This is a genomic window from Wolbachia endosymbiont of Drosophila mauritiana (assembly GCF_004795975.1).
Lineage (GTDB): Bacteria > Pseudomonadota > Alphaproteobacteria > Rickettsiales > Anaplasmataceae > Wolbachia.
This window is the reverse complement of the sequence record NZ_CP034335.1, coordinates 1223802-1245619: the sequence shown is the minus strand read 5'-3', so window position 1 is coordinate 1245619 and position 21818 is coordinate 1223802. Positions and strand designations below refer to the sequence as shown.

Here is a 21818-nt window from a genome sequence, read left to right as displayed (position 1 = left end):
AATCTACATTGCCTCTCCTATTTCAACATCAATAGATAGATTTTTCTCTTTAGTAGTGGGTAAGCTAGAAATACTAATATCATGAGTACGGAAATTATCGTTTAAATTTTTCTGTAGTTTCTCGTATTGATAAGAAATGTCTTGACCAGATTGAAAATTAAACCTTAAAGTTGTGGTAATATAACTTTTTGCCTCATTATAATTCCACTCAAATAATTCAAGCTCTACATCTGGTACTTTTAGCTTTTCTACATACTTAACCTGTATGAGAGGAGAGTATTCTATTTTTGATAAAATATTATTGATATTAATAAAATCGTAAACTTCATCTATCTTTTTTACATTATAGCTTTGGCTAAGTTTTATTAGTTTGTTATTTAAAGCACTCCGCTTTGCAGATAAATTATCAGCAACATTAAAATTTGAATACAAATTTTGCAAACAAAAGGTGTTAATTACAACTAAAACCAAGAGTAGGTATAGAAAATTTTGAGGAGAATTTAAATAAAGATAATTAAATAGATAAAATTCTTTAGTTTCTTTTGTGTTAAAAATATTTATTGGCTTATTCTTAAAGCTATGGAACAAAATTGTAGTATCACAAAAGCTATCTTTTTCGCATATAGCTAATTCTGCTCCCAATAGTTTACCTAGCTCATATGGAGTCAATATGTTCACACTATTCTCTGAAAAATTTATAACTGATAAACTAGATTTAATAGCTTCTGATACTATGATGCAAAGGTCGATAGGGTCATTTTTTTCAAATCCAAACTTAGTTAAAGATTGAATTGTATTTTTCACTTCCTGATATATTTCACCAGCAATGATTCCTGGTAAATTATCATTAGTAAATGGTATTAAACGTGTAAATATCATTTTGTTCTCTTTAAGAACCACTTGTCTATAGCCACCTGTTTTAGTTGCAGCAACTATAATTTTCCAGTTACTAGGATCTTTGTGTAGAATCTTTTTTGCTATACTGACTAGTTCTATAGGAAACATTAATATTCCTTTAAAGTTAGAGCCTATTTCAACAAACACGTCCAACCAATATTCTATTAAATGATTTGCTTTTGATGAAACAAATAGATACCACCAGTTTTGATTAAATTTATTCGGCTTTTCGACCAAGAGAATAGAATTTATATCGTTATTATGAGCAAAATGCTCTACTTTTGTTTTTGCTGATAGATAAGCACTAATCCTATTTACTCTTGGGATAGACTGTAGCAAATAGTTCTGATCAGTGTGATTGAGAACCAGATATAAGGATGCTTTTTTATCTGATGAGAGACATAAAATTAAGTCAGAAACAGCTTTATTATTTTTGTCCTTAGCAAAATATCTTTTATTTAAAGTATTATTTTTAAAATATAGTAACATTGTGCCTTCTTTTCCTATAGAAAGCATAAACTTACTTTTGGGTTTTGACCCAAACATATTAACAAAGTGTATACTCATCTAGAATTAAAAAGGTAATTTATTGAAATTCATTAAACATTAGATGACAATATGACTTATATTATAAGTTTTTGATAAAATTAGTAGTAATATTAACCCTTTTGTATGGTGAAGGTTTTTTATATTTTAATGTTTCTGTGCTAGACACAACTTAACCTGACAAACGAGGATTAATTATATCTCAGCTTGATATTTTATTCTCCAACAGACTGAAAATTGAATTGAGCTAAAGACTTGATTTGACGCACTTTGTTGCACATTACCATTTAGTATACTTGAACTGAACATTTTCAGTGAATCCATCTGGCATGACTGAAACTTTTGTATTCATATTTATTTTTAAGTAATTTACTAGCTCATCAACTAATATATCAGGAGCAGAAGCACCTGCAGTAATTCCTATTTTTTCTGCGCCCTGCAACCAATTTTTGTTCATACATTTATAATTATCAATCAAATAGGCTCTTTTTCCTCTGGAAATACACAGGTCTAATAAACGGTTTGAATTTGAACTGTTTTTGCTTCCTACAATTAACACTACGTCTGTAATTTTAGCCAATTTTTTAACAGCGTTCTGCCTATTTTGTGTTGCATAGCATATATCTTTTAAGTCGGGGCCTGTAATGCTTGGAAATCTGAGCTTCAGTGTAGCAATAATTTCTTTGGTATCGTCAATACTTAACGTGGTTTGTGTTACATAAGATAAATTATCTGGATCTTTGATTTGTAAATTGTATACGTCTTGCATAGTTTGCACTAGAGATATAGGATTACTTACTCTTCCCATAATTCCTTTAACTTCTGGATGATTTTCATGTCCAATTAGAATTAATTCTTTACCACTATCCTCATACCTTTTTGCCTCTTTATGTACTTTGCTAACTAATGGACATGTTGCATCAATCACTTGAACACCCTTTCTTTTTGCCTCATCCTCTATACTTTTCGACACTCCATGTGCGCTAAAGATCAATATTCCTCTATTGTCTTTAATGTCTTCTATGCTGCTTACAAAAACCACTCCTTGTTTCTTGAAATCCTCTACTATATACTTATTATGAACGATTTCGTGTAGTACATAAACTTGGCGTTCATTTTTGTATTTCTCTAAAGTGATTGCTAATATGTCTACAGCTCTTTTAACCCCTGCACAGAAACCGCGTGGCTCAGCTAAGATAATCTCCATTTTTTTTCAAATCAAGTAAGTATGTAAACATTGCTAAAAAGTAAGCTCCGCTCACTATGTTTCATATCATGACTGCTTTACTATAATTTCAAATTTATCATTACCAAGATTCTTATTAATATACCAGGAACCGTCATCTTTAATTACAAATTCAGGACCCTTGAGGTCTCTTGTTATTGTCCTTCCATTTTGGTCATCCATGGCAATATGGATATCGAATGTAGCGATGTCTAGATTTATTATAGCTTTTTTCCCACTGTATGAATTTAGACTAAACTTGCCCAACATGACATCATTAATACTCACTTCTCCTGCATAAGTATCACACTGACCATCTACACAACACTCACTTTCAATATAAAAAAGGTCTGACATATTTACATCTATAAAAAAAAGAACTAAACTTACATACTAAATATAGCTTACTGTTAATAAGCAATTACAGATTACTTTGGCTACAACAATAATGCAACTGAAAGTATAACATAATTAATTGTATAAGAAACTACACTTTAGAGAAATGGTTGTTTGGTTTTTTTATTAATTTTTTTCACCATACTGTCAATCATGTGTTTTATTCCTTGATATACAGAGTGTGTACTTTCATCACTACGCATATAAGCAGAGCAGGAAAATATATTATGCTTTTCGTCTTCTATTGATAGCTTTGTATCGCATGTTATATGTTCGCCGCCGAGCTTTTCTATCAGCTGGTCTTTGTCGTCTCCTATAGTTACCTTAATCTTACTTTCTTCTTTACCCATCTTGCTACTTAAAATTAAAACAATAATGGCTGGAGATATACATATAGTTCCTATTGGCTTTTTTGCAACAAAGAACTCTGAGACTAATCTTTCAAACTCAGGCATTACTGTTTTATTTTCAGCTGAGTCAGATAAATTTTTCGCAACTCCATATCCACCAGGTACGACTAGCATGTCAAAATTTTCAGCTTTAGCTTCTCTTAAATCATTTATCTCACCTCTTGCAATTCTTGCTGCTTCTACAAGTACATTCCTTTTTTCTTTTACTGCTTCTTTTGTTTTGTGATTCATAACTTGTGTGATATCAACATTAGGAGCAAAGCACGTGACTTCAACTTCCTGCTGATCAAACACAAGCAGAGTTAAGACTGCTTCTCTCACCTCTGTGCCGTCGAGGTGGCCGCATCCTGATAAAACCACAGCAGCTCTTAATTTTTTCTCACCCATAAAATACCTTGATTTCATATAATCTAGGTATTGTAATACAAATTCCATATTTGGAAAGGAGTAATTATTTTATGTCAATTATAATATAATTAATAATTAGTATATATAATTAGGCATGTTTATAGTTGATGAAGTTGAATATGGAACCTACAAACAGTACGTTTTTTGACATTGACTACCCAGAACTAAAAAAAGCTATTTCAGATATAATAGAAAGCATTGTACAGTTCTCACAGGAAGAAAAAAGGAAGTTGTTTGAAGCCCTATCAGAACAAGTTAAAGGGATGAACCTCAAAGATTTAGGTTTAGCGATTAATGACCAAGGCTTGCAAAAGGAGGTCAACAAAGAATTATTTATAAGATTCATTGAAGAAGGGCTTAAAGGTTTAACTCCTGAAAGTGTTAACTCAAAAATAATAGAAGGTGCATTAAAATCTGTTAATCAGCAAGCAATAGGTAATGTTATAAATAATAATAAAGGTCCACTGGACAATCTAGTCAATTATTTTAAATCAGCATCTGCAAATGAAAAAATTGGAATGGCTTCTGCTGTAATGGTATTAGGAGCAGCATTTTCTCCGCTTATTGTGCTTGCCACATTAATAGCGCTTGTGGCTATTGGAGGACGTTATGTAGGAATAGGTATAGGAAAGGCAGGGGAAAAAATAAAAGAAGGTGCGATTGAAGCAGGAAAAGCAGTGAAAAGTTCATATAAGGATTTAATAGATAAATTGCCTACAATTCAAGCAAGAGAGAATAATTTTGATAGATTACGTAGTGAATTGCTTGCAGGTATTGCAGACGATAGTAAGTTAAAAGCAGGGCAAAGCATGGAAGAAGCTAAGAATCAGAACAAGATAGTAGAAATGCTTCGAAATGAAGGGCAGCAATCTGCTATACAAGAGTTAGTAAAGAATGGAACTATTGAAAATTTTTCAGAAGCTGATATGATCAGACTTCTGGAAAAGGGCCTCAGTACTCATCTAGATGATAAAAAACCATTTGATGATCTTATAGATCAATTTCAACCTGCAATTATGGCAATTGGTGAGGGTAAAATAGAGAAGGTAGAAGAAAAAGTTAATGAGAAAGCTCAGAAAATGAAGCCAAGTCCTGAAGTGAAGAACCCAAATCTTGAACAAGTGAGTGAAGAAGGGAAAGAAGTGGGTTGATACATTTGAAGAGCGTTTTAATGTATCTGTCTATCTTATTTTGCCACCCTGCTAAGCGGACACAAAAAATTACTTCCGCATATTTTAAATCTGATTATAATGACAATTATAGATATTTTTAGAGCTCAAAAATCTATCTTTGTCTGCAGACCTTTTTATTAAACTCATAAAAAAATGTAGCGTATCCTCTTCAGGGTATACTTAATTTCTGTCATATGTGCGCTGCATTTTTTTCTAATCTTTTTTACAGGGGGATTTTATGTCCAGAATTCCAGATATTTGACCTTTACTTTAGCTAATAAAAACCAACTGGTACCTGCGGTTTTTATAGCTACGTTTCTCAAACAAGTTTCAAATGAATAGATTTCTTGCATAACTGGAATTCGAAAGTTGATGTCATTCTAGCGCGTGACGCTAGAATCCAGTCCTTTTGTGCAAAAAACGTTGTAAAGTGTTTACCAGCTTAGTTGGATCCCAGTGTCAGCTACTCTGATGACAAGACAGGTTTCAATATTTGCATGCATCTAAACAGATAAGCAATTATGGCCTTTCTTATAATAGTTCGAACGTGATAAGATATGTATTTATGTCGATAGTAGGCCAGTAGAGTATTACGATACGTTCGGATTATTGTGAAAAAGCTATACTATCAGAAAGAGGGAGACTATGCTACTCCTTTCTATCCGTTTTCTTAAGCAACCTGCTTTCAAGTCTAACACACATCTCAGTAATTATAATATCCAATTTTTGATCGTGTTTTTCCACAGGTAAATTTTTACAATATTGCTTCTCATAGGCTACACCTATAAATATTTTTCCAAGTGGCCGTAATTTTTTTATCATTTCATCATACCAACCACCGCCAAAACCTAACCTATTAAAATGATCATCAAAAGCAACAATAGGGGTAATGATTGTGTCGGGAATTATATCTTCATCTGCTTTATTCCATTCCTCAAATTTTAATAACTTATTTTTATTAGGAATTGCTACTTTATAATCTAAATCGAGTAAATGATGCATCAAAGGCACAACATTAATTTCTCCGTCTGTTGGAATGTACGCTGCTATTGTTTTACCTTTAACGCAACTTAAGTTTTTGTTAAAGAGATTAATAAGAGAATTTGCTGCATAACTAGAATAACTTTCATCAACATCTTTTCTTATGGTTCTATATTGCTTCCTTAGTTCCTCTTTGTGCTGTTTAGTGTCTTTGAACATGTTCTATCCATTTTGCAGTGAGCTTTTCTTGTAAACTATTTTGCTTCAAGCGCTCACTTAAAAAATCAAAGTCAACAAGCTCCATATCCTGGTCTTGATTACTGCAACTATAAACAAAACTTATTTCTCCTGTTTCCTTATTTATGTGTTGCTGAATACATTGAGCGCAGATTTCTTTCATCATGCACTGCATAGGAGAGTTAACTGATGATATTGCTATGTGTTTTGGTTTCAGATATGGCTTTAAAATTGTTTTTCTAGCTTCATTTATAGCTTTCATCATTTTATCAGAACCAATAGTGATGATTTTATCTATAGTGTTCAAATTAATATCTACCTTTTCTCGTTGATAAGAAACTATTGCATCAATTATATTACCATGAAAGGATTTATCCTGTTCTCTGCTTGTTTCTATCAATCCTTCTTCACATGCCCAGATTGTCACGTTTGATGCGCGTTCTATCAGCGCTCGTTTAAATACATCACTTAATTTTTTATAGCCAGCGAAATATAAAACCTTATGATTGTTTTCAAGACAAGCTTTTCCTATCGAAAATAATACTGCATTTCCAACTCCGCCACCAATCAGCATTATATTCTTCATAAACTTTTTATAGAGTAAAAAACGAAAAATATTCTCTAACTTCAATTAAACTGATAACTAACAGCTGCATTTTTACGCATATTATCCAATAACAGGTTGCTTTGTATAATAATCTTTTGTTGATACATTTCCTGTTTGATTGCTTCTATATTCACTGGATTACTCTTGATATCACATAACATCATTAGCTTTGCAGTGCTATTTTCTCTTAATTCTACTATTTCATTCGTACTTGTTTTACTAAATAAAATCTGTAAATCAGGATTTAAATCTCGCATTTTTATTTTAAATTCTTTTGCGCTTGGCAATTTGAAATCGTCTGCTAATTTGTCAAAATTTAGACAACTGACCTTTTGCTCCTTAAAATTAGAGAGTAAATTTTCTGAATCTTTAACCACAACTTGTTTTACTTTTAAAATACTTTCCAGCAGTGTATGATCGAGCTGTACCTTATCTATGACTTTTATAATAGAGTAACCTTCGCTTAAACTAATCGGACCTGCTACGTCATTGATTTCTAATCTTTCCAAAACGTCCTTGAGAGTACCTTTTAGCTGACTTAAATTAACGGTTGCTTTGCGCATCTTTATTGAAGATTCTGGATTATTACTGGTACGTAATTTTTTTACTAAATCTTCAGCCATTTTTTGATCAGGAATTACAAATTCCTGAAACTTAATAAGGTAATCAGGCTTCTCTTTTTGTTTTCTTATGTCATCCACTTCTTTATCGCTTATATTGATAAGCGGTACAATTCCTACTTCAATAATCTTGTTCCACAGCAGCTGACACTTTACTTGTTTTTTTAGGGTATTGAGATCTATATTATGCTTTTTTACGTATTGATCAACTTCATCAGCCTCAAGTTTTAAACTTTGAGTTAAGAATAACGTGATAGAATTATTTAACTCCTCGTTGCTCAATTCTATATTCATCTTCTGTGCTTCGCTAACAATGATGATTTCATCTATGAGCTGTCTTAGGATTTGAGGTTTTACTTTTTCACGATTAACACTCTGATTACCAGGCAATGAATTTATAAAGTTGATGCGTCTTTCGATATCTAAATTTGAAATTGGCTCACCATTTACATCTGCAACAATTTCAATCTCGGTTGCAAGTAACCTAAGCGGCAACATTATTAATAGTAAAATTAATATTTTATGCATATAAGGCTATTCAGCTAATAACCAATTCTATAATAAATACTGAGTGAATGCTAGCTAACTTTTAATAGTGAAAGAGAGAAAACCACTGCAATAAATACCTAAACAGTAATACACGGAAGGAGAGGGATTCGAACCCTCGATACGACTTTTCAATCGTATAACGGTTTAGCAAACCGCCGCCTTCAGCCGCTCGGCCACCCTTCCAAATTATTACTATAATATCAAGACCTTTACTGCCTGTCTAATGCTTTTAAACGCAATGTTAAAAACAACAATATTTTTTTAAGCAGCTCTAATGCAAACTAATTTTTACTTTTCTCAATGATTTCTTTTGCTTTTTCCACATTAGCCCATTCTCCAACTGTTACCGTTTTTCCCTTTTCTAAATCTTTATAATGAGAAAAGAAATGAGCAATTTTATCTAGTAGATTTTTAGGTAAGTCAGAATAGTTCTTTATATTGTCATAATAGCTATCAACACTGGAGATAGGTACGGCTAATATTTTTTCATCCTCTCCTTTTTCATCCTGAGTTAGTAATGCACCCACTGGACGCACCGATATCAAAACTCCAGGCGCTAAAGGAAATTGAGTGAGCACCAAAACATCCACAGGATCACCATCACCTGCACAGGTGTTTGGTACAAATCCATAATTGCAAGGATAAGTCATTGAAGTAGACAAAAATCTGTCAACTTGTAATAATCCGAGCTCTTTATTAAATTCATACTTTATGGGATGAGCATTTGCACTTATTTCAATTACTACATTTATTTCATCTGAATTTATCTTTATTTTACTTAAATCCATCGATTACCTCGTTATTCAAGAGAAGATATTATATAGCATACACTTTAAAAACGCTACATTTATCATTCATAAGTAGAGGGTTATGAACGATTGGGCTGTGTAGGACCATTTGCAAAATCATTAATAGTTGTATCCTTGACCGCTGAATGTGGAGGATCTTGTAGTAGTTGAAATAAGGCATATATTACCACAATAGTCAGCACTGCAGCAATTATTAGATTAGTTTGTGGATTCATTGAGTTAAACAATTTTTGTTCCATAAAGAAATAATCAGCAGCATATAATCCAACAGATAATATAAACATACCTAAAGCTAATTTACAAAATGTGTTTTTATGATTTTTGTTTTTTTTGTTACTGATAGTAGAGTTTAGTCTGCATTCACTTTGCGGCACTGAGTAATACGTATTCTCAGGGTTTGTTACTAATTGTTCAAATGCATCACTATTTTGGTTTTTTAGTAGTTGCTCTAGAGTACGTTTGATATTTTTAGGATATAGAGAATCTTGACTGTCTTGCTCTCTTGCAGCTGTAAATGTCCCGTTCAATTCACTTATACCTCTATAATTAAGTGTATACTTAGTGAACCCATTTCTATGTGGTAACTCAATTTTACTTAATACGTTTATTAACTTCAAAATGTAACTGTAATACAGTGGTGTGTTGATTACTCTAGCTTTCTCATTAATATATTGATTGAGTGATAAAATATCTCTATTTCCAGTACATGTAGAAAATATACCATAACTAGAAAACAGTAATGCTATGTCTTTATCGACTTTTATATCATGTATGGAATAATAATGATTTATTACCTCTTTACATAAGCTGAATTCTTTATCAAATTCATTTGCGTAATTTATTTTTAATAACTTTTTAACATTATTAAGTACTTGTTTCTCAAAGTCATTATTATTGTTAAATAAAGTTTCACCTTTCGGATTTGCTAAAATACTAAGAAGCTTCAGTTTTTTTTGATCTTCTGTCAATTCTACTTGATCTACAATTTCTTCTAGCAATTCCCCTAGTGCGTTATAAGTGGTAGATATTCTTCCACTTTCAACTGCAGCATATATTTTATCAATTACTTCTTGAGTATTGAGCTGAGCATTTTCTGCAAGAATTCTATAAGCTTGAACATAAATTAAAAACAGTCCTTGTAAACTAAATTTTAAGTTAAAATATTTGTCTAATGGTTCTTGTTCTTCTTTATTAATGAATTTAGATAGGCCTATATGATTTCTGTGATCCATGCAGTTATGTAAGTTAGCATGTTGAAAACTGCCTTTACGAATGAATACAGCTTCCAATAAATTGCCCTTACCAACAATTCTTATTAATTTTTCAACTTCTTTAACCATTCCTCTAGCCCACAGTATAATAATTATCTTTATAGTATACAAGGTATGGGCTAAAATAGCAATAAACTTTATTGTATGTTTACATTTTGCATTAAAAAATTAAATTACCAAGTTAAGAGCATATCCACCCTCCACCGATAACTTGTTCGCCCTTATATGCTACACAAGCTTGACCAGGGCTGATGCCAAAGTAATCATCGTTTAAAATAATACAGGCTTTGTTCTTTTCGTCAGTTGAATATATTGTCGCTAAGCTTCCTGCATGTGATGACCTGAGCTTCACAGTTACTTCCATGCCTTCTTTTGGTTGTTCTAACCAATTTAACTCTTTGACCAATATCTTTTTTTGCATTAGAGTATTGATCGGGCCTACTACAACTTCATTATTTTCTGTATGAATTCTTACTACATAAAGAGGTTCACTTTGTGCAATGCAGAGACCTTTTCTCTGCCCCACTGTAAAATTTACTATGCCGCTGTGCTCACCTAGCACTTTTCCATGAATATCTACTATTTTACCTTTCTGTACAGATTGTGGAGCTAATTTAGCTATTGTTTTACTATAGCTTTCGGAAACAAAGCATATATCTTGACTATCTGGCTTTTCAGAGATTTGTAAGCTAAAATATTTTGCTAATTTTCTTATATCACTTTTATAGAATCCACCTAGTGGAAATCGCAAAAGCTTTAACTGCTCCTCAGTTGTAGCAAACAAAAAATAACTTTGATCTTTACTTTTATCAATACTTCTGCACAACTTTACCTCACCATTTTCTTCTAATCTTCTTACGTAATGTCCTGTTACGAGCACATCCGCACCAAGATTTTTTGTGACTTGCAATAGATCACGGAATTTTACTGTTTGGTTACATCTTACACATGGTATGGGGGTTTCCCCACGCATGTAAGTATTCGCAAAATCTTCTATTACTTCTTTTTTAAATGTTTCTTCGTAATTTAAAATATAATGAGGAAAGCCAACACTTTCAGCTACGCGTTTGGCGTCATAAATATCTTGTCCAGCGCAGCATGCACCTTTTCTTGCATTAGCATTGCCATCAGTGCCATATAGCTGAAGAGTCACACCTATCACTTCGTACCCAAGGTTATACAGCAGTGCTGCAGCAACGGAGCTATCAACTCCCCCGGACATTGCAACAATAGCCTTAGTTTGATGCGGAGCTTTATCTTTTAATAAAGGTTCAATTTCAAATTCTTTTAGCATATAATTTATAAACACAAACCTGGTGTCAAGCACTGGAATCCAGTTTCTATTACACAATTTCATCGAAACAGCATACTTATTTGTAGTCAAGTTCCAGTGTCAAGCGCTGGGATGACATTTCCTGCTGGAAGTTGCCTTTAAATTACTTGGTGTGTGACGCTGGGATCTCATTTATATTACATAATTCCATCAAAACAATTCGATAAACTGCCTTCAAAAACAATTTAATCTTGCTTGAATAAAACATGGCCAAAATAGTCCATGTTTTCAAGTACTTTTCCGCTACCCAGGGCGACACAACAAAGTGGATCATCTGCAACACGAACTGGTAATTTTGTTGTTTCACTAATAACTTTACTCAAGTTGCGCAATAACCCACCTCCACCAGATAAAATTATTCCTCTATCAACTATATCAGAAGAAAGTTCGGGTGGAGTACTCTCCAGTGCAGTTCTAATAGCAGAAATTATCTGATGTATAGGCTCTATTAGGCTCTCTGCAACTTGATATTCTGATAAAAACATTTCTTTTGGCATACCACTCACTAAATCCCTGCCTTTAATTATCATTCCCTCTTTGTTGTTTTCAACTGGCAGACTGGCTGAACCGACGTTTTTCTTAATTTTTTCAGCAGTTGTTTCACCAATCAATAACTTATGATTTTCACGAATGTATGACTTTATTGCCTCATCCATAATATCACCACCTACTCTGGCAGAACGTGAATAAACAATTCCACCTAAAGAAATAATTGCAACTTCAGTTGTACCACCTCCTATGTCAACAATCATAGAACCTTCAGGTTCGGTAACTGGAAGTCCAGCCCCAATTGCTGCAGCCATTGGTTCTTCAATTAAGAATACTTCATTTGCACCAGCACTTTCTGCTGCATCTTGTATAGCACGCCTTTCAACTGGGGTAGATCCAGATGGAACACATATGATAATACTAGGCTTATTAACAGTGAATCTTGTGTTTGCGCTACGTATGAAATATTTTAACATTTCTTCCGCGCTTTTAAAATCAGCAATAACTCCGTCTTTCAAGGGCCTGATCGCTTCTATTTCTCCAGGTGTTTTTCCGAGCATCATCTTAGCTTTTTTGCCAAAAGCATAAGGAACGTAACTTCCTTTTTCTTTTACTCTTGCTACAACTGAGGGTTCATCAAGCACTATCCCCTGATTTTTCTGATAAACTAAAGTATTTGCAGTACCAAGATCTATAGCAATATCGCTAGCAAATAAACCTTTGAAAGTAAAAAAATTTCTGATTAAATTCTGAACAAAACTCATACACAACTCAAGAAAACCATTTATTGAGACAAATTATACTTTTCAGATAAGTAACTAGTGTAGCACTCAATATCTAAATCCCTACCTGTTACCTTTTTTAGCTGTTCCAAAAAGCCATACTTTGCACTATATACATTTTTAGAGAACCAATCGATAAGTAAACTGAAATCTCCTTTTACTATAGAATCTAAAAATTCGTAATGATTTTTCTTAATGAAAGAAAAAAACTGCACAGCAGCGATTAATGCTATGACTTTAATAGGAAAGTAGCCTATAACACCACTTATCCAATACTCATCTTGAAAATAAGTGTCTAGCTCATTTTTAGCTTTTACTGAAATCTTGTAATGCTTCATACCTTCCAACCATTTATCGTGTAGATCTTTAACTTCTAACGTACCATTTATTAGATCTTGTTCTAATTTAGTTCTTAGCATAATGTGAGCCAATAAACTAAATTCATCCGCATTCTTCAAAAAAGATGAAAGATTTACTTTATTGAAAATCAAATACAAATTTTCAACACTACTATTAATTTTGCCTTTTGTAGAAAATTTCTCCTTTATGTGTGGTTGAATGAACTCAATAAATTCTCTGGATGTTCCAATGATCCTTTCCATGAATAACCCTTGAGTTTCATACATAATATGTTTCGTAATTGAGCTCTTTATAGAATTTTGCGCTAAACATTTTTGATGAATTGCATAACCAGTATGCCGTAAAAGTAAAAATAAACCATAACAAAGGTCAGATTCATCATAATCGATAGGATCGTAATAAGAAATGGAAATCTCATTTGGTGTAACACTCATTTGCTGTAAGAATAAGGAACCAAGTTCAATCTGTCTCTGAACCGTAACTTTTTGTATATTAGTAACTTTATCCTTCTTCTGCTTTTGAGTTACTTTCTCTACATTTTCACTAAAAAATTTACCTAGCTTAGGAAATATTTCCTTTATGTTCTTTTCTGTGATATTAGAGTCATAGTCAGCAAGCAATGACTCATAGTTTGAGCGCTTTAATTGCTGCGATTTTATAGAAGCTGCTTCACGAGTAAGCTTAATTAGGTTAGTAAAGCATTCTTTCAGCTTTTCTAAGTTACTAATTTCAGAATTAGTTAGCCTCCATAAGTTTTGGCATTCAATCTTAGCTTTGGACAAAGATTTTACTAAATCAACAGGAATAGCACTGCTGCTTTTGTGTATCCCCTCTATTAACTTTAGCTGCTGAATATTCGCGCTCTTTTTATTCCTAAGAGCATTTGCTAATGATTCCTTTATTGCATCATGAGAGATAATTTCATGTCTGATTTCCTCTAGAAGACACATTTGTTCAACTTTGTCCTCTAGATTCAATTGGCTTTTGCTTAGTAGTTTTAGTGTGTTTTCGATATTCCTTACCTTATGTAATACTTCCTCTAAAAACTTATAAGATCTCATTTTTATTCATTGCTTTGAAACATCTACTTAATATCGTAATAGATTAATAATAAAGTTAAAAGTATATTTGCTTAAAGTACAATAAAAAATTGTACTTTTATTCTTTTATTGTACTTCATTGCTAAGAATTGAGCATCTTATCAGAAAGTTAATTATAAGATTGTAAAGAAAACATTTAGTATTTTATTTCCCTTGACTCTATTCTAGTATAGAGTGATTATTAATACTAAAATTAAAATTACGCACTATATTTTAAATTTATGGAGGTTTAGTGATGTGGAGTAGACTGATTATAATGTGTTGTTTTTGTTTACTGCTTACTGGTGTAAGTTCTTGCCCTAAAAAAGGAGTAAATACGACAAATAAAATGAATGCTGTTGTTAAGCAGATAGGTGATAAAAGAGTTTTCTTTGGTTATGATGAATCTAGTATCAGTGAAGTGAGTGCAGATGCATTACTTGACGTGATGGAAGTGTTACAAAATAATCCTGACGCAAAGGTCACTTTAACTGGTCATGCTGACAATCGTGGTTCTCACGAATATAATCTTGCACTAGGAGCTAGAAGAGCAGATGCAGCTAAAAAATTTATGGTCAGCTGTACACCTTATCTAGAAAATAGAATAAAAACTGCTTCTAAAGGTGAAACTGAGCCTTTGGTTAATGTAAAAGATGATTCTAGAAATTCCAAGTATGAGAGAGAGCATGCTAAAAATCGTAGAGTAGAATTTTCATTCTCTGGGATCAAAAGTTAATCTCCTCCGCATCCCAGTGCTGAGCACTGGGATGATGCAGTGTACAAATTCTTTGCACAGATTGTTAGTTTGCTTGTATTGAAGTTCCGTAGCGGTATAATGTAGAGAGACATAAACTACCTAACCGTCAAGAAACATAATGCGATTGGAGCTGTCATTTCAAAATATAGTTAATAAGTTTGCTTTTCATGATAATCAAGTTGCGATTGCAGTATCAGGTGGTGTAGACAGTGTAGTTTTATTGCACTTAATGATTAATTGGGCAAAAAAAAATAAACCTTCACTTCCTACAGCATTAACAGTAAATCATGGGTTACGTTTAGAATCTCAAAAAGAAGCTGATTTTGCTGTAAGCTATGCAAAAGAACTTGGGGCAAAGGAATCGTTCATATTAAATTGGGAGAAGAAAAATATTAAAGGCAATATTCAGTTGCAGGCACGAAAAGCACGGTATAACTTATTAACAAAATGGTGTAAAAATAATAATGTTAAATATTTATTTGTTGCTCACCACAAAAATGATCAAGCAGAAACGTTCTTGTTGAGATTAGAGCGGGGTAGTGGAGTAGATGGATTATCATCAATGGACTACAAGTATTTCTTAAATGGTATTTATGTATTTAGGCCGTTGTTAAATTTTAGTCGTAGTGAAATAGAAAAGTATGCTAAACTTCACCAATTAAGATGGATCGAAGATAGAAGCAATTATGACTTAAAATACAGACGAACTTTATACCGTAACTTACTTAAAGCAAGTGATAATCAAGATGTTCTAACAGAGCGAATATGCCTTACAGCACTTCATATGAAAAGAGCTGCAAAAGCGTTGATGCACTACACACGCCTTGCACTTAATGACTGCGTTAATATTCATGATCTTGGTTATATTGAAATTAAATTAGATGAACTTTATAAACTGCCAGAGGAAATAGCTTTAAGGCTTCTTCTTTATTCTATAATGGCAATTGTCAACAAGCACTATAAACCAAGGTACCGTAGCCTTATCACAATATTTAACAAAATATCGCAAAAAGATAGTGATATTAACTGTACACTCTCTGGGTGCAAAATAAGAAAATATGGAGAGAGCATCTTGATAATGAGAGAATCATCAAAGATACAGGAAATTACTGTACACCTAACATTAAATGTCCCTATTGAATGGGACAATAGATTTAGCTGTACAATACTTAGCAATCAGAAGTGTTCAGTAACTATTGCTCCGCTAAAAAAAACGCAAAAAATTCCTGAATTTCTAAAAGATTATAACTGCTGCCCTGAAATTTTTTACTCTTTACCTGTAGTGCTAAAAGATGGAAAGATGTTTGCTTATCCATGTATGAAACATAATAGTAAGAGCACTAGTGATGACGAGATTAAATATTTTATTGCCAGTATAATAAAGGAAAATTTGCTAAAGTTAACTGATATTTAATTAAGGATTACAATGAGTGGGGCAAGATTTTTTAAATTTGTAATTATTTTTCTAAAGTTTACTACTCTTTTCCAACAGTGAGAAAAATGGAAAGGTGGTTGCTTATCCTGATGTAAATTATAACGGAAAAATACGGTGATGATAAGATTCGATGCATTATTAATAGCACGATAAAACAAAATTTGGTAAGCTTGATTGGTATTTAATTAGAAATATAAATGAAAAAATTTTTAGAAGGCTTATTGATCTGGTTAGTGATTATTGTTCTTATTTCAGTTGCTTATATTCAATTTAGCGGAAGTATAGGTAAGAGTAAAACAACCATACCTTTTTCAGAATTTTTAACTAGACTAGAAGATAATGATATAGAAAATATTACAATAAGAAACCAAAGCATCCAAGGGAAGTTTAGGGATGGGTCAGCCTTTAACTCAAGTGGTGTTATATATAGTGACTTAATAAAAAGTTTGCATGATAGGAAAGTGAAGTTCTCCTTTTCAATTGGAGACTCTGCAATAGGTATAATTGGTGGATTACTTATTCAATGGGTTCCGACGCTTATCTTTATCGGTTTATTACTTTTCCTTTTTAAACAAACGCAAGCAGGAGGTAATAGAACTATAAGCTTTGGCAAATCAAAAGCTAGGCTTATGACTACTGGAAAAAAAGTGACATTTGATGATGTTGCTGGGATTGATGAAGCAAAGGAAGAGTTGGTTGAAATTGTTGATTTTCTTAAACAAAGGCAAAAATTTCAAGTGTTAGGTGGGAAGATACCAAAAGGGTGTCTTTTAATTGGTTCCCCTGGAACTGGTAAAACTCTACTTGCTCGTGCAATTGCAGGTGAAGCTAATGTACCGTTTTTTAGTATTTCTGGATCTGATTTCGTTGAAATGTTTGTCGGTGTTGGTGCAAGCCGTGTCCGGGATATGTTTGATCAAGGCAAGAAAAATGCTCCTTGTATAATTTTCATAGACGAAATAGATGCAGTAGGTAGGCATCGCGGTATTGGTCTTGGTGGCGGTAACGACGAAAGGGAACAAACATTAAACCAGTTACTGGTTGAGATGGATGGTTTCGAGTCTAATGAAGGTGTGATAATAGTTGCTGCAACTAACCGTCCAGACGTCCTAGATCCAGCACTACTTAGACCTGGTCGTTTTGACCGACAGATTACTATTTCTTTACCTGATATAAATGGGCGTGAAAGAATATTAAATACGCATATAAAGAAAATATCGATAGCACCAGATGTAAACGTAAAAACAGTTGCTAGGGGAACGCCAGGTTTTTCAGGAGCTGATCTAGCAAATTTAGTGAATGAATCTGCGCTTATTGCTGCAAGAAGAAATAAGAAAATTGTTACCATGGATGATTTTGAGTATGCACGTGATAAAGTGATGATGGGCATGGAAAGAAGGTCCTTAGTCATTACAGAAGAAGAAAAAAAGCTTACTGCTTACCATGAAGCTGGTCATGCAGTAGTTGCAGTGAATATGCCTGCTTCTGATCCTATACACAAAGCAACAATTATTCCACGTGGTAGAGCACTCGGTTTAGTTATGAGACTACCAGAAACAGATAGAGTGTCCCTCACAAGAGAAAAGATGCTAGCAGATATAACTGTTGCAATGGGTGGACGTGTGGCAGAAGAGCTAATTTTTGGCTATGATAAAGTCACAAGCGGCGCATCTTCAGATATAAAACTAGCATCAGATTTATCACGTGCTATGGTGACAAAATGGGGAATGAGCGACAAAATAGGTCCGATCTATCATAATTGCGAACAAATTATGCATGGTTCTGAGATAATTTCTGAAGATACGTTAAAACTTATAGATGAAGAAGTGAAGAAAGTTGTGTCTTCATGTTATGAAGAAGCAAAGCATATCTTGACTAAGTGTAGGAAAGATTTGGAGCTAATTGCTGAAAATCTACTGGAGTTTGAAACTTTAACAGGCGATGAAATCAGTGATATATTAAGTGGAAAAAAAATTGTCAGAAATGAAAACGAAGGCAAAAAAGAGATAAGGAGATCCTCTCTCTAATTAGATCTGACTTTGATTTAACTGCTAAAATAAAAATCTTTAACCAAGAACCTAAACTACAAAGCTATAATTAAACCTCTGTATTTTACCAATGAACTTCCTTGAACATTTCTTCAATTTTTTTCTAAATAACTCTTTGCCTATTTAAATAAGTATGTTCAGTATTAGAGCTTTCCAGACCGCTACTAGGAGAAAGATTAGGTTCTTGACCTTTAAACATCTCTATTAGCTTTAATACAGGAGCAGTTCCTGCTACAATAGCTCCTATAACAGCAGTAGCACCCATGATGAGAAGAATCGGTTCTGCAGTGGTGATCACACAAAGCTCAATACATAAACCAGCAATGACCATACCAACCATTATACCAATGAAAGCACCTACAATTATGGATGAAACTACACCAATTAATTGTCCTATTTTTGAACTAAGTGGTACTTCTCTTTCACGTCTAACAAAATTTGGCTGCATTCGCCTTCCCGCTCTTCTTCGTTCTCTCATTATTGTATATTCATCCCTATTTTCGGAGAGATTTAGTGATACTTCACTTGGCTGCATTTGTTCTCCTGGTCTTCTTGTATTTTCACTTCTGTTTCCAGAGAGATTCAGTAATAGTTCTCTGTCAGCTGCTCTATCAAGATCTCTGATGTTATTTAGTATCTCTTGCATTCTTTGCCTTACTATCTTTTCACCCCTGTTGCTAAGGCGAACTCTCTGAGGGTGATTTAGAACATGATCTAATCTCTCATAGTTCCTTGCCCTTCTTTCATTCACGTTTTCAAAGAAGTGAAAATTCAGAAATGTCTCTCTTTCACCGCCAACATAACCTCTTGAATTTCGCTTTGATCTTCCTCCAACATCCTTAATTGTCTTTTCAAATTTTAATAGCGACTTGTTGTTTAGTCTAACATGATCCTGAGAATCACAAGCAACGATCCAGTCTAAAATTGGCATTTTTTGACTATCAAATCCTGTACCATGTTCTATATCATCATTAATGTGTTCTTTTATTTTTTTAATTATCTCTACTGCTCTTGTTTCCATAGCTTCTATGGCGCTATCTTCACTTTCTATGAGTATATTGAAAACAATTCCTAATAACTCCTGTTGTAAATCCTTTCGTTCTTTAATATTCATAATTAGCCTCAACTTTTATATGCTATTTTGCCAAAATAATTCTACCAAATAAGTAATATATATACAATAATTCTCGTTTAAAAATTTTTTTACATTGGCCTATCTAAGTTATGTTTTAGGATGTAAAAGCTTCTTACTTTAATAATTTATTAAAGTAAACCATATATGGATTGCTATTTAGGAGCAGCTGTTGTACTTTAATCAGAAGGTACAGTAATGTAAGAAGGAGGTACTTTATGTCTTTAAAAAATGAAATTTCTGAGTTGATAGAGCAACAGCTTGGCATTAAATATCATGACAATTGCTTAGCTTACACTATCCATAATTCGGCTGCAGGTGAAATATCCGATTCTATTGCTCTTTGCATAGTTGGCTGTGGCGATTGTGAGATTAAGTATCAAGGTATTGCTAATTCATTTAACATAACGAAAGAAGAAATTAACCAAAGTAATATAGAAAGCATAAAAAATAAGATAGAAAGTGAAGCTAGAAAAGAAGGTAGTGAATTTTCCGAGTTGATTTCTAAAATGGATCAATCGCTGAAAGAACAAAGTGAAAAGTCTATTATACAAATTTTAAATTCATCTGCTGAAGAGATGTTAAGGAGTTTTTGTGGTAGTTCTATACAGAGAACAGAGGATAAAGAAGTTAGTCTGTCCTCTGCTTCACATGAAGAGCCTGCTACAGAAGATTCGGAAACTACTGTTAATTCTGATCTTTTATCAATTTAACCAGCTCCTCATATAAATTTTTTCTGTACCCAAGCTATATGCTTGTGAGAGGATAGTAAGCACTACATTTTTCTATTTCCATTATAACAGATTCGTCTATTTTCATGATGATCTTACTATTTGTACTCTGTCTAGGACTAAGCAATAGAAATAGTAGGATAACAGTAGTCAACCAAGATTCCAGCATCATGTACTAGGATGATATAAGTATCATAATTTACGATTAGATTGACATAGGGTAAAGAGTAAATTAAAAATTAAATAGATCTTTTAATGCAGAATAAATGCCTATAGAAATATTGATGCCTGCTCTTTCCCCAACAATGAGTAAAACTGGAGGAAAAATTGTAAAGTGGTGTAAGAAAGAACAAGATAAAGTTGAAATAGGTGATGTAATTGCTGAAATTGAGACTGATAAAGCCATAATGGAGTTTGAATCTGTCGATGAAGGAGTTTTGGCAAAAATTTTAGTGTCGGAAGGAACAAGTGGCGTGCCTGTAAATCAACTGATAGCTCTAATGTTAGAGGAAGGGGAAGATAAAAGCGCACTTGATTTAGCTTCTGCCATCAATACCAAGGTTGAGAAGGAGGTTGAAGCCGATTTTTCAGTATCATCCAACCCTTCGATTTCATCTAGCTCTTCAATGTCATCCCAGTGCGTGACACTGGGATCTAAAAAAGAGGATAGAGCAACAGAAAATAGAATAAAAGTAAGCCCCTTAGCTAAAAAAATAGCTCAAAATGAAGGTGTTGATATAAAGCGATTAAAAGGTACAGGTCCATATGGTCGTATCATCAAAGCTGATGTATTAGAATTTTTAGATCAAACTAAAAGCTATGAGAGATTTGAGGAAAATACAACAGTTGAAGTAAGTAATATGCGCCAAGTGATAGCGCAGCGCCTAGTTGAATCTAAGCAAAATATTCCACACTTTTATTTAACTGTAGACTGCCACGTTGATAAGCTAATATCGCTCAAAAATGAGGTTAATTCAGCAAATGAAAACAATAAAGTAACAATTAATGACTTAATTATAAAAGCTGTGGCTTTCAGCATGAAAAAATTTCCTGATATAAACTCATCGTGGATAGATACTAAAATAGTAAGATACTCAAATATAGATATCTCAATTGCTGTAGCGCTTGAGGATGGACTGATTACTCCTATAGTAAAAAATGCTGATGAAAAAAGTGTTTTATCTATATCAAAAGAAGTGAAAGATTTAGTAAGTAGGGCAAGATCTGGAAAACTAAAGCCTGAAGAATTTCAAGGAGGAGGATTTACTATCTCCAACTTAGGCATGTTTGGTATAAAAACTTTCAGCGCTATAATCAATCCACCGCAATCTTGCATTATGGCTGTTGGTGAATCTAAAAAACAGCCGGTTGTTATAGGTGAAAAAATAGAGATAGCAGAGATAATGACAGTTACTCTCTCTGTTGACCACAGAGCAGTTGATGGAGCACTCGGAGCAAAATTTTTAAATGCCTTTAAGTACTATATAGAAAACCCTACGGTGATGCTTCTTGAGCCTTTATTATTATAATAAAATTAATACCTC

General features: G+C 33.2%; 19 protein-coding genes and 1 tRNA gene. 6 read left to right on the top strand and 14 right to left on the bottom strand.

The window, feature by feature from the left end:
* Nucleotides 1-3: 3 nt before the first annotated feature.
* The 4 genes from EJB00_RS05945 to elbB all read right to left on the bottom strand — a co-directional run bounded on the left by EJB00_RS05945 (nucleotide 4) and on the right by elbB (nucleotide 3861).
* Nucleotides 4-1443, bottom strand: coding sequence for a hypothetical protein (locus EJB00_RS05945; protein WP_179943660.1), 1440 nt, complete (start codon nucleotides 1441-1443; stop codon nucleotides 4-6).
* 280 nt (nucleotides 1444-1723) lie between these two features.
* Nucleotides 1724-2650: a 4-hydroxy-3-methylbut-2-enyl diphosphate reductase gene (ispH, locus tag EJB00_RS05940; protein ID WP_015588050.1), complete on the bottom strand. Its 927-nt coding sequence runs from the start codon at nucleotides 2648-2650 to the stop codon at nucleotides 1724-1726.
* 66 nt (nucleotides 2651-2716) lie between these two features.
* Entirely contained in the window at nucleotides 2717-3025 is a 309-nt protein-coding gene (locus EJB00_RS05935) for a hypothetical protein (protein WP_015588049.1), read from the bottom strand.
* Between the two features lie 137 nt (nucleotides 3026-3162).
* Nucleotides 3163-3861: an isoprenoid biosynthesis glyoxalase ElbB gene (gene elbB, locus EJB00_RS05930; RefSeq protein WP_015588048.1), complete on the bottom strand. Its 699-nt coding sequence runs from the start codon at nucleotides 3859-3861 to the stop codon at nucleotides 3163-3165.
* A 140-nt stretch (nucleotides 3862-4001) separates the two neighbouring features.
* Between elbB and EJB00_RS05925 the strand changes: the two genes are divergently transcribed.
* Nucleotides 4002-5033, top strand: coding sequence for a hypothetical protein (locus tag EJB00_RS05925; protein ID WP_135353045.1), 1032 nt, complete (start codon nucleotides 4002-4004; stop codon nucleotides 5031-5033).
* Between the two features lie 669 nt (nucleotides 5034-5702).
* Here the strand turns inward: EJB00_RS05925 and EJB00_RS05915 are convergent.
* From EJB00_RS05915 to EJB00_RS05875, 9 genes are all read right to left on the bottom strand, one after another.
* Nucleotides 5703-6254 carry a 5-formyltetrahydrofolate cyclo-ligase gene (locus EJB00_RS05915; RefSeq protein WP_015588046.1) on the bottom strand — a complete coding sequence of 184 codons (552 nt, stop codon included), beginning with the start codon at nucleotides 6252-6254 and terminating at the stop codon, nucleotides 5703-5705.
* Nucleotides 6238-6858, bottom strand: a complete 621-nt coding sequence (locus tag EJB00_RS05910; protein WP_135353046.1) for a ferredoxin reductase domain-containing protein — start codon at nucleotides 6856-6858, stop codon at nucleotides 6238-6240. Before EJB00_RS05910 ends, EJB00_RS05915 begins: the two co-directional genes overlap by 17 nt.
* A 41-nt stretch (nucleotides 6859-6899) precedes the next feature.
* Nucleotides 6900-8027, bottom strand: a complete 1128-nt coding sequence (locus EJB00_RS05905; protein WP_015588044.1) for a SurA N-terminal domain-containing protein — start codon at nucleotides 8025-8027, stop codon at nucleotides 6900-6902.
* Nucleotides 8028-8140: 113 nt separating this feature from the next.
* Nucleotides 8141-8231 (bottom strand) — tRNA-Ser (locus EJB00_RS05900).
* 98 nt (nucleotides 8232-8329) lie between these two features.
* Nucleotides 8330-8836 carry an inorganic diphosphatase gene (gene ppa / locus EJB00_RS05895; RefSeq protein WP_015588043.1) on the bottom strand — a complete coding sequence of 169 codons (507 nt, stop codon included), beginning with the start codon at nucleotides 8834-8836 and terminating at the stop codon, nucleotides 8330-8332.
* Between the two features lie 80 nt (nucleotides 8837-8916).
* Nucleotides 8917-10197, bottom strand: a complete 1281-nt coding sequence (locus EJB00_RS05890; RefSeq protein ID WP_135353047.1) for a WD1261 family protein — start codon at nucleotides 10195-10197, stop codon at nucleotides 8917-8919.
* A gap of 112 nt (nucleotides 10198-10309) precedes the next feature.
* Nucleotides 10310-11422, bottom strand: coding sequence for a tRNA 2-thiouridine(34) synthase MnmA (mnmA, locus tag EJB00_RS05885; RefSeq protein ID WP_135353048.1), 1113 nt, complete (start codon nucleotides 11420-11422; stop codon nucleotides 10310-10312).
* A gap of 224 nt (nucleotides 11423-11646) precedes the next feature.
* Complete coding sequence (locus tag EJB00_RS05880; RefSeq protein WP_015588040.1) at nucleotides 11647-12714, bottom strand: rod shape-determining protein; 1068 nt, start codon at nucleotides 12712-12714, stop codon at nucleotides 11647-11649.
* A gap of 20 nt (nucleotides 12715-12734) precedes the next feature.
* Complete coding sequence (locus EJB00_RS05875; protein WP_015588039.1) at nucleotides 12735-14153, bottom strand: gluzincin family metallopeptidase; 1419 nt, start codon at nucleotides 14151-14153, stop codon at nucleotides 12735-12737.
* 274 nt (nucleotides 14154-14427) lie between these two features.
* Here EJB00_RS05875 and EJB00_RS05870 point away from each other — a divergent pair, with 274 nt between their 5' ends.
* From EJB00_RS05870 to ftsH, 3 genes are all read left to right on the top strand, one after another.
* Nucleotides 14428-14907 carry an OmpA family protein gene (locus EJB00_RS05870; RefSeq protein ID WP_015588038.1) on the top strand — a complete coding sequence of 160 codons (480 nt, stop codon included), beginning with the start codon at nucleotides 14428-14430 and terminating at the stop codon, nucleotides 14905-14907.
* A 139-nt stretch (nucleotides 14908-15046) separates the two neighbouring features.
* A complete protein-coding gene (gene tilS, locus EJB00_RS05865; RefSeq protein WP_015588037.1) occupies nucleotides 15047-16342 on the top strand; it encodes a tRNA lysidine(34) synthetase TilS in 1296 nt (431 codons plus the stop codon).
* 218 nt (nucleotides 16343-16560) lie between these two features.
* The gene (gene ftsH, locus EJB00_RS05855; RefSeq protein WP_015588036.1) at nucleotides 16561-18390 is read left to right on the top strand and encodes an ATP-dependent zinc metalloprotease FtsH; all 1830 of its coding nucleotides are present in this window, start codon (nucleotides 16561-16563) and stop codon (nucleotides 18388-18390) included.
* A 124-nt stretch (nucleotides 18391-18514) separates the two neighbouring features.
* Here the strand turns inward: ftsH and EJB00_RS05850 are convergent, their stop codons facing one another.
* The gene (locus tag EJB00_RS05850) at nucleotides 18515-19525 is read right to left on the bottom strand and encodes a hypothetical protein (protein WP_015588035.1); all 1011 of its coding nucleotides are present in this window, start codon (nucleotides 19523-19525) and stop codon (nucleotides 18515-18517) included.
* 236 nt (nucleotides 19526-19761) lie between these two features.
* Between EJB00_RS05850 and EJB00_RS05845 the strand changes: the two genes are divergently transcribed.
* The gene (locus EJB00_RS05845) at nucleotides 19762-20256 is read left to right on the top strand and encodes a WBM0748 family T4SS-associated protein (RefSeq protein ID WP_063630816.1); all 495 of its coding nucleotides are present in this window, start codon (nucleotides 19762-19764) and stop codon (nucleotides 20254-20256) included.
* Nucleotides 20257-20540: 284 nt separating this feature from the next.
* The gene (locus EJB00_RS05840; RefSeq protein ID WP_015588033.1) at nucleotides 20541-21803 is read left to right on the top strand and encodes a pyruvate dehydrogenase complex dihydrolipoamide acetyltransferase; all 1263 of its coding nucleotides are present in this window, start codon (nucleotides 20541-20543) and stop codon (nucleotides 21801-21803) included.
* Nucleotides 21804-21818 lie beyond the last annotated feature (15 nt).

Coding starts and splice junctions, on each gene's coding strand:
- EJB00_RS05945 (WP_179943660.1), bottom strand. CDS start 1,443: ATGTTTGGGTCAAAACCCAAAAGTAAGTTTATGCTTTCTATAGGAAAA.
- ispH (WP_015588050.1), bottom strand. CDS start 2,650: ATGGAGATTATCTTAGCTGAGCCACGCGGTTTCTGTGCAGGGGTTAAA.
- EJB00_RS05935 (WP_015588049.1), bottom strand. CDS start 3,025: ATGTCAGACCTTTTTTATATTGAAAGTGAGTGTTGTGTAGATGGTCAG.
- elbB (WP_015588048.1), bottom strand. CDS start 3,861: ATGGGTGAGAAAAAATTAAGAGCTGCTGTGGTTTTATCAGGATGCGGC.
- EJB00_RS05925 (WP_135353045.1), top strand. CDS start 4,002: ATGGAACCTACAAACAGTACGTTTTTTGACATTGACTACCCAGAACTA.
- EJB00_RS05915 (WP_015588046.1), bottom strand. CDS start 6,254: ATGTTCAAAGACACTAAACAGCACAAAGAGGAACTAAGGAAGCAATAT.
- EJB00_RS05910 (WP_135353046.1), bottom strand. CDS start 6,858: ATGAAGAATATAATGCTGATTGGTGGCGGAGTTGGAAATGCAGTATTA.
- EJB00_RS05905 (WP_015588044.1), bottom strand. CDS start 8,027: ATGCATAAAATATTAATTTTACTATTAATAATGTTGCCGCTTAGGTTA.
- ppa (WP_015588043.1), bottom strand. CDS start 8,836: ATGGATTTAAGTAAAATAAAGATAAATTCAGATGAAATAAATGTAGTA.
- EJB00_RS05890 (WP_135353047.1), bottom strand. CDS start 10,197: ATGGTTAAAGAAGTTGAAAAATTAATAAGAATTGTTGGTAAGGGCAAT.
- mnmA (WP_135353048.1), bottom strand. CDS start 11,422: ATGCTAAAAGAATTTGAAATTGAACCTTTATTAAAAGATAAAGCTCCG.
- EJB00_RS05880 (WP_015588040.1), bottom strand. CDS start 12,714: ATGAGTTTTGTTCAGAATTTAATCAGAAATTTTTTTACTTTCAAAGGT.
- EJB00_RS05875 (WP_015588039.1), bottom strand. CDS start 14,153: ATGAGATCTTATAAGTTTTTAGAGGAAGTATTACATAAGGTAAGGAAT.
- EJB00_RS05870 (WP_015588038.1), top strand. CDS start 14,428: ATGTGGAGTAGACTGATTATAATGTGTTGTTTTTGTTTACTGCTTACT.
- tilS (WP_015588037.1), top strand. CDS start 15,047: ATGCGATTGGAGCTGTCATTTCAAAATATAGTTAATAAGTTTGCTTTT.
- ftsH (WP_015588036.1), top strand. CDS start 16,561: ATGAAAAAATTTTTAGAAGGCTTATTGATCTGGTTAGTGATTATTGTT.
- EJB00_RS05850 (WP_015588035.1), bottom strand. CDS start 19,525: ATGAATATTAAAGAACGAAAGGATTTACAACAGGAGTTATTAGGAATT.
- EJB00_RS05845 (WP_063630816.1), top strand. CDS start 19,762: ATGTCTTTAAAAAATGAAATTTCTGAGTTGATAGAGCAACAGCTTGGC.
- EJB00_RS05840 (WP_015588033.1), top strand. CDS start 20,541: ATGCCTATAGAAATATTGATGCCTGCTCTTTCCCCAACAATGAGTAAA.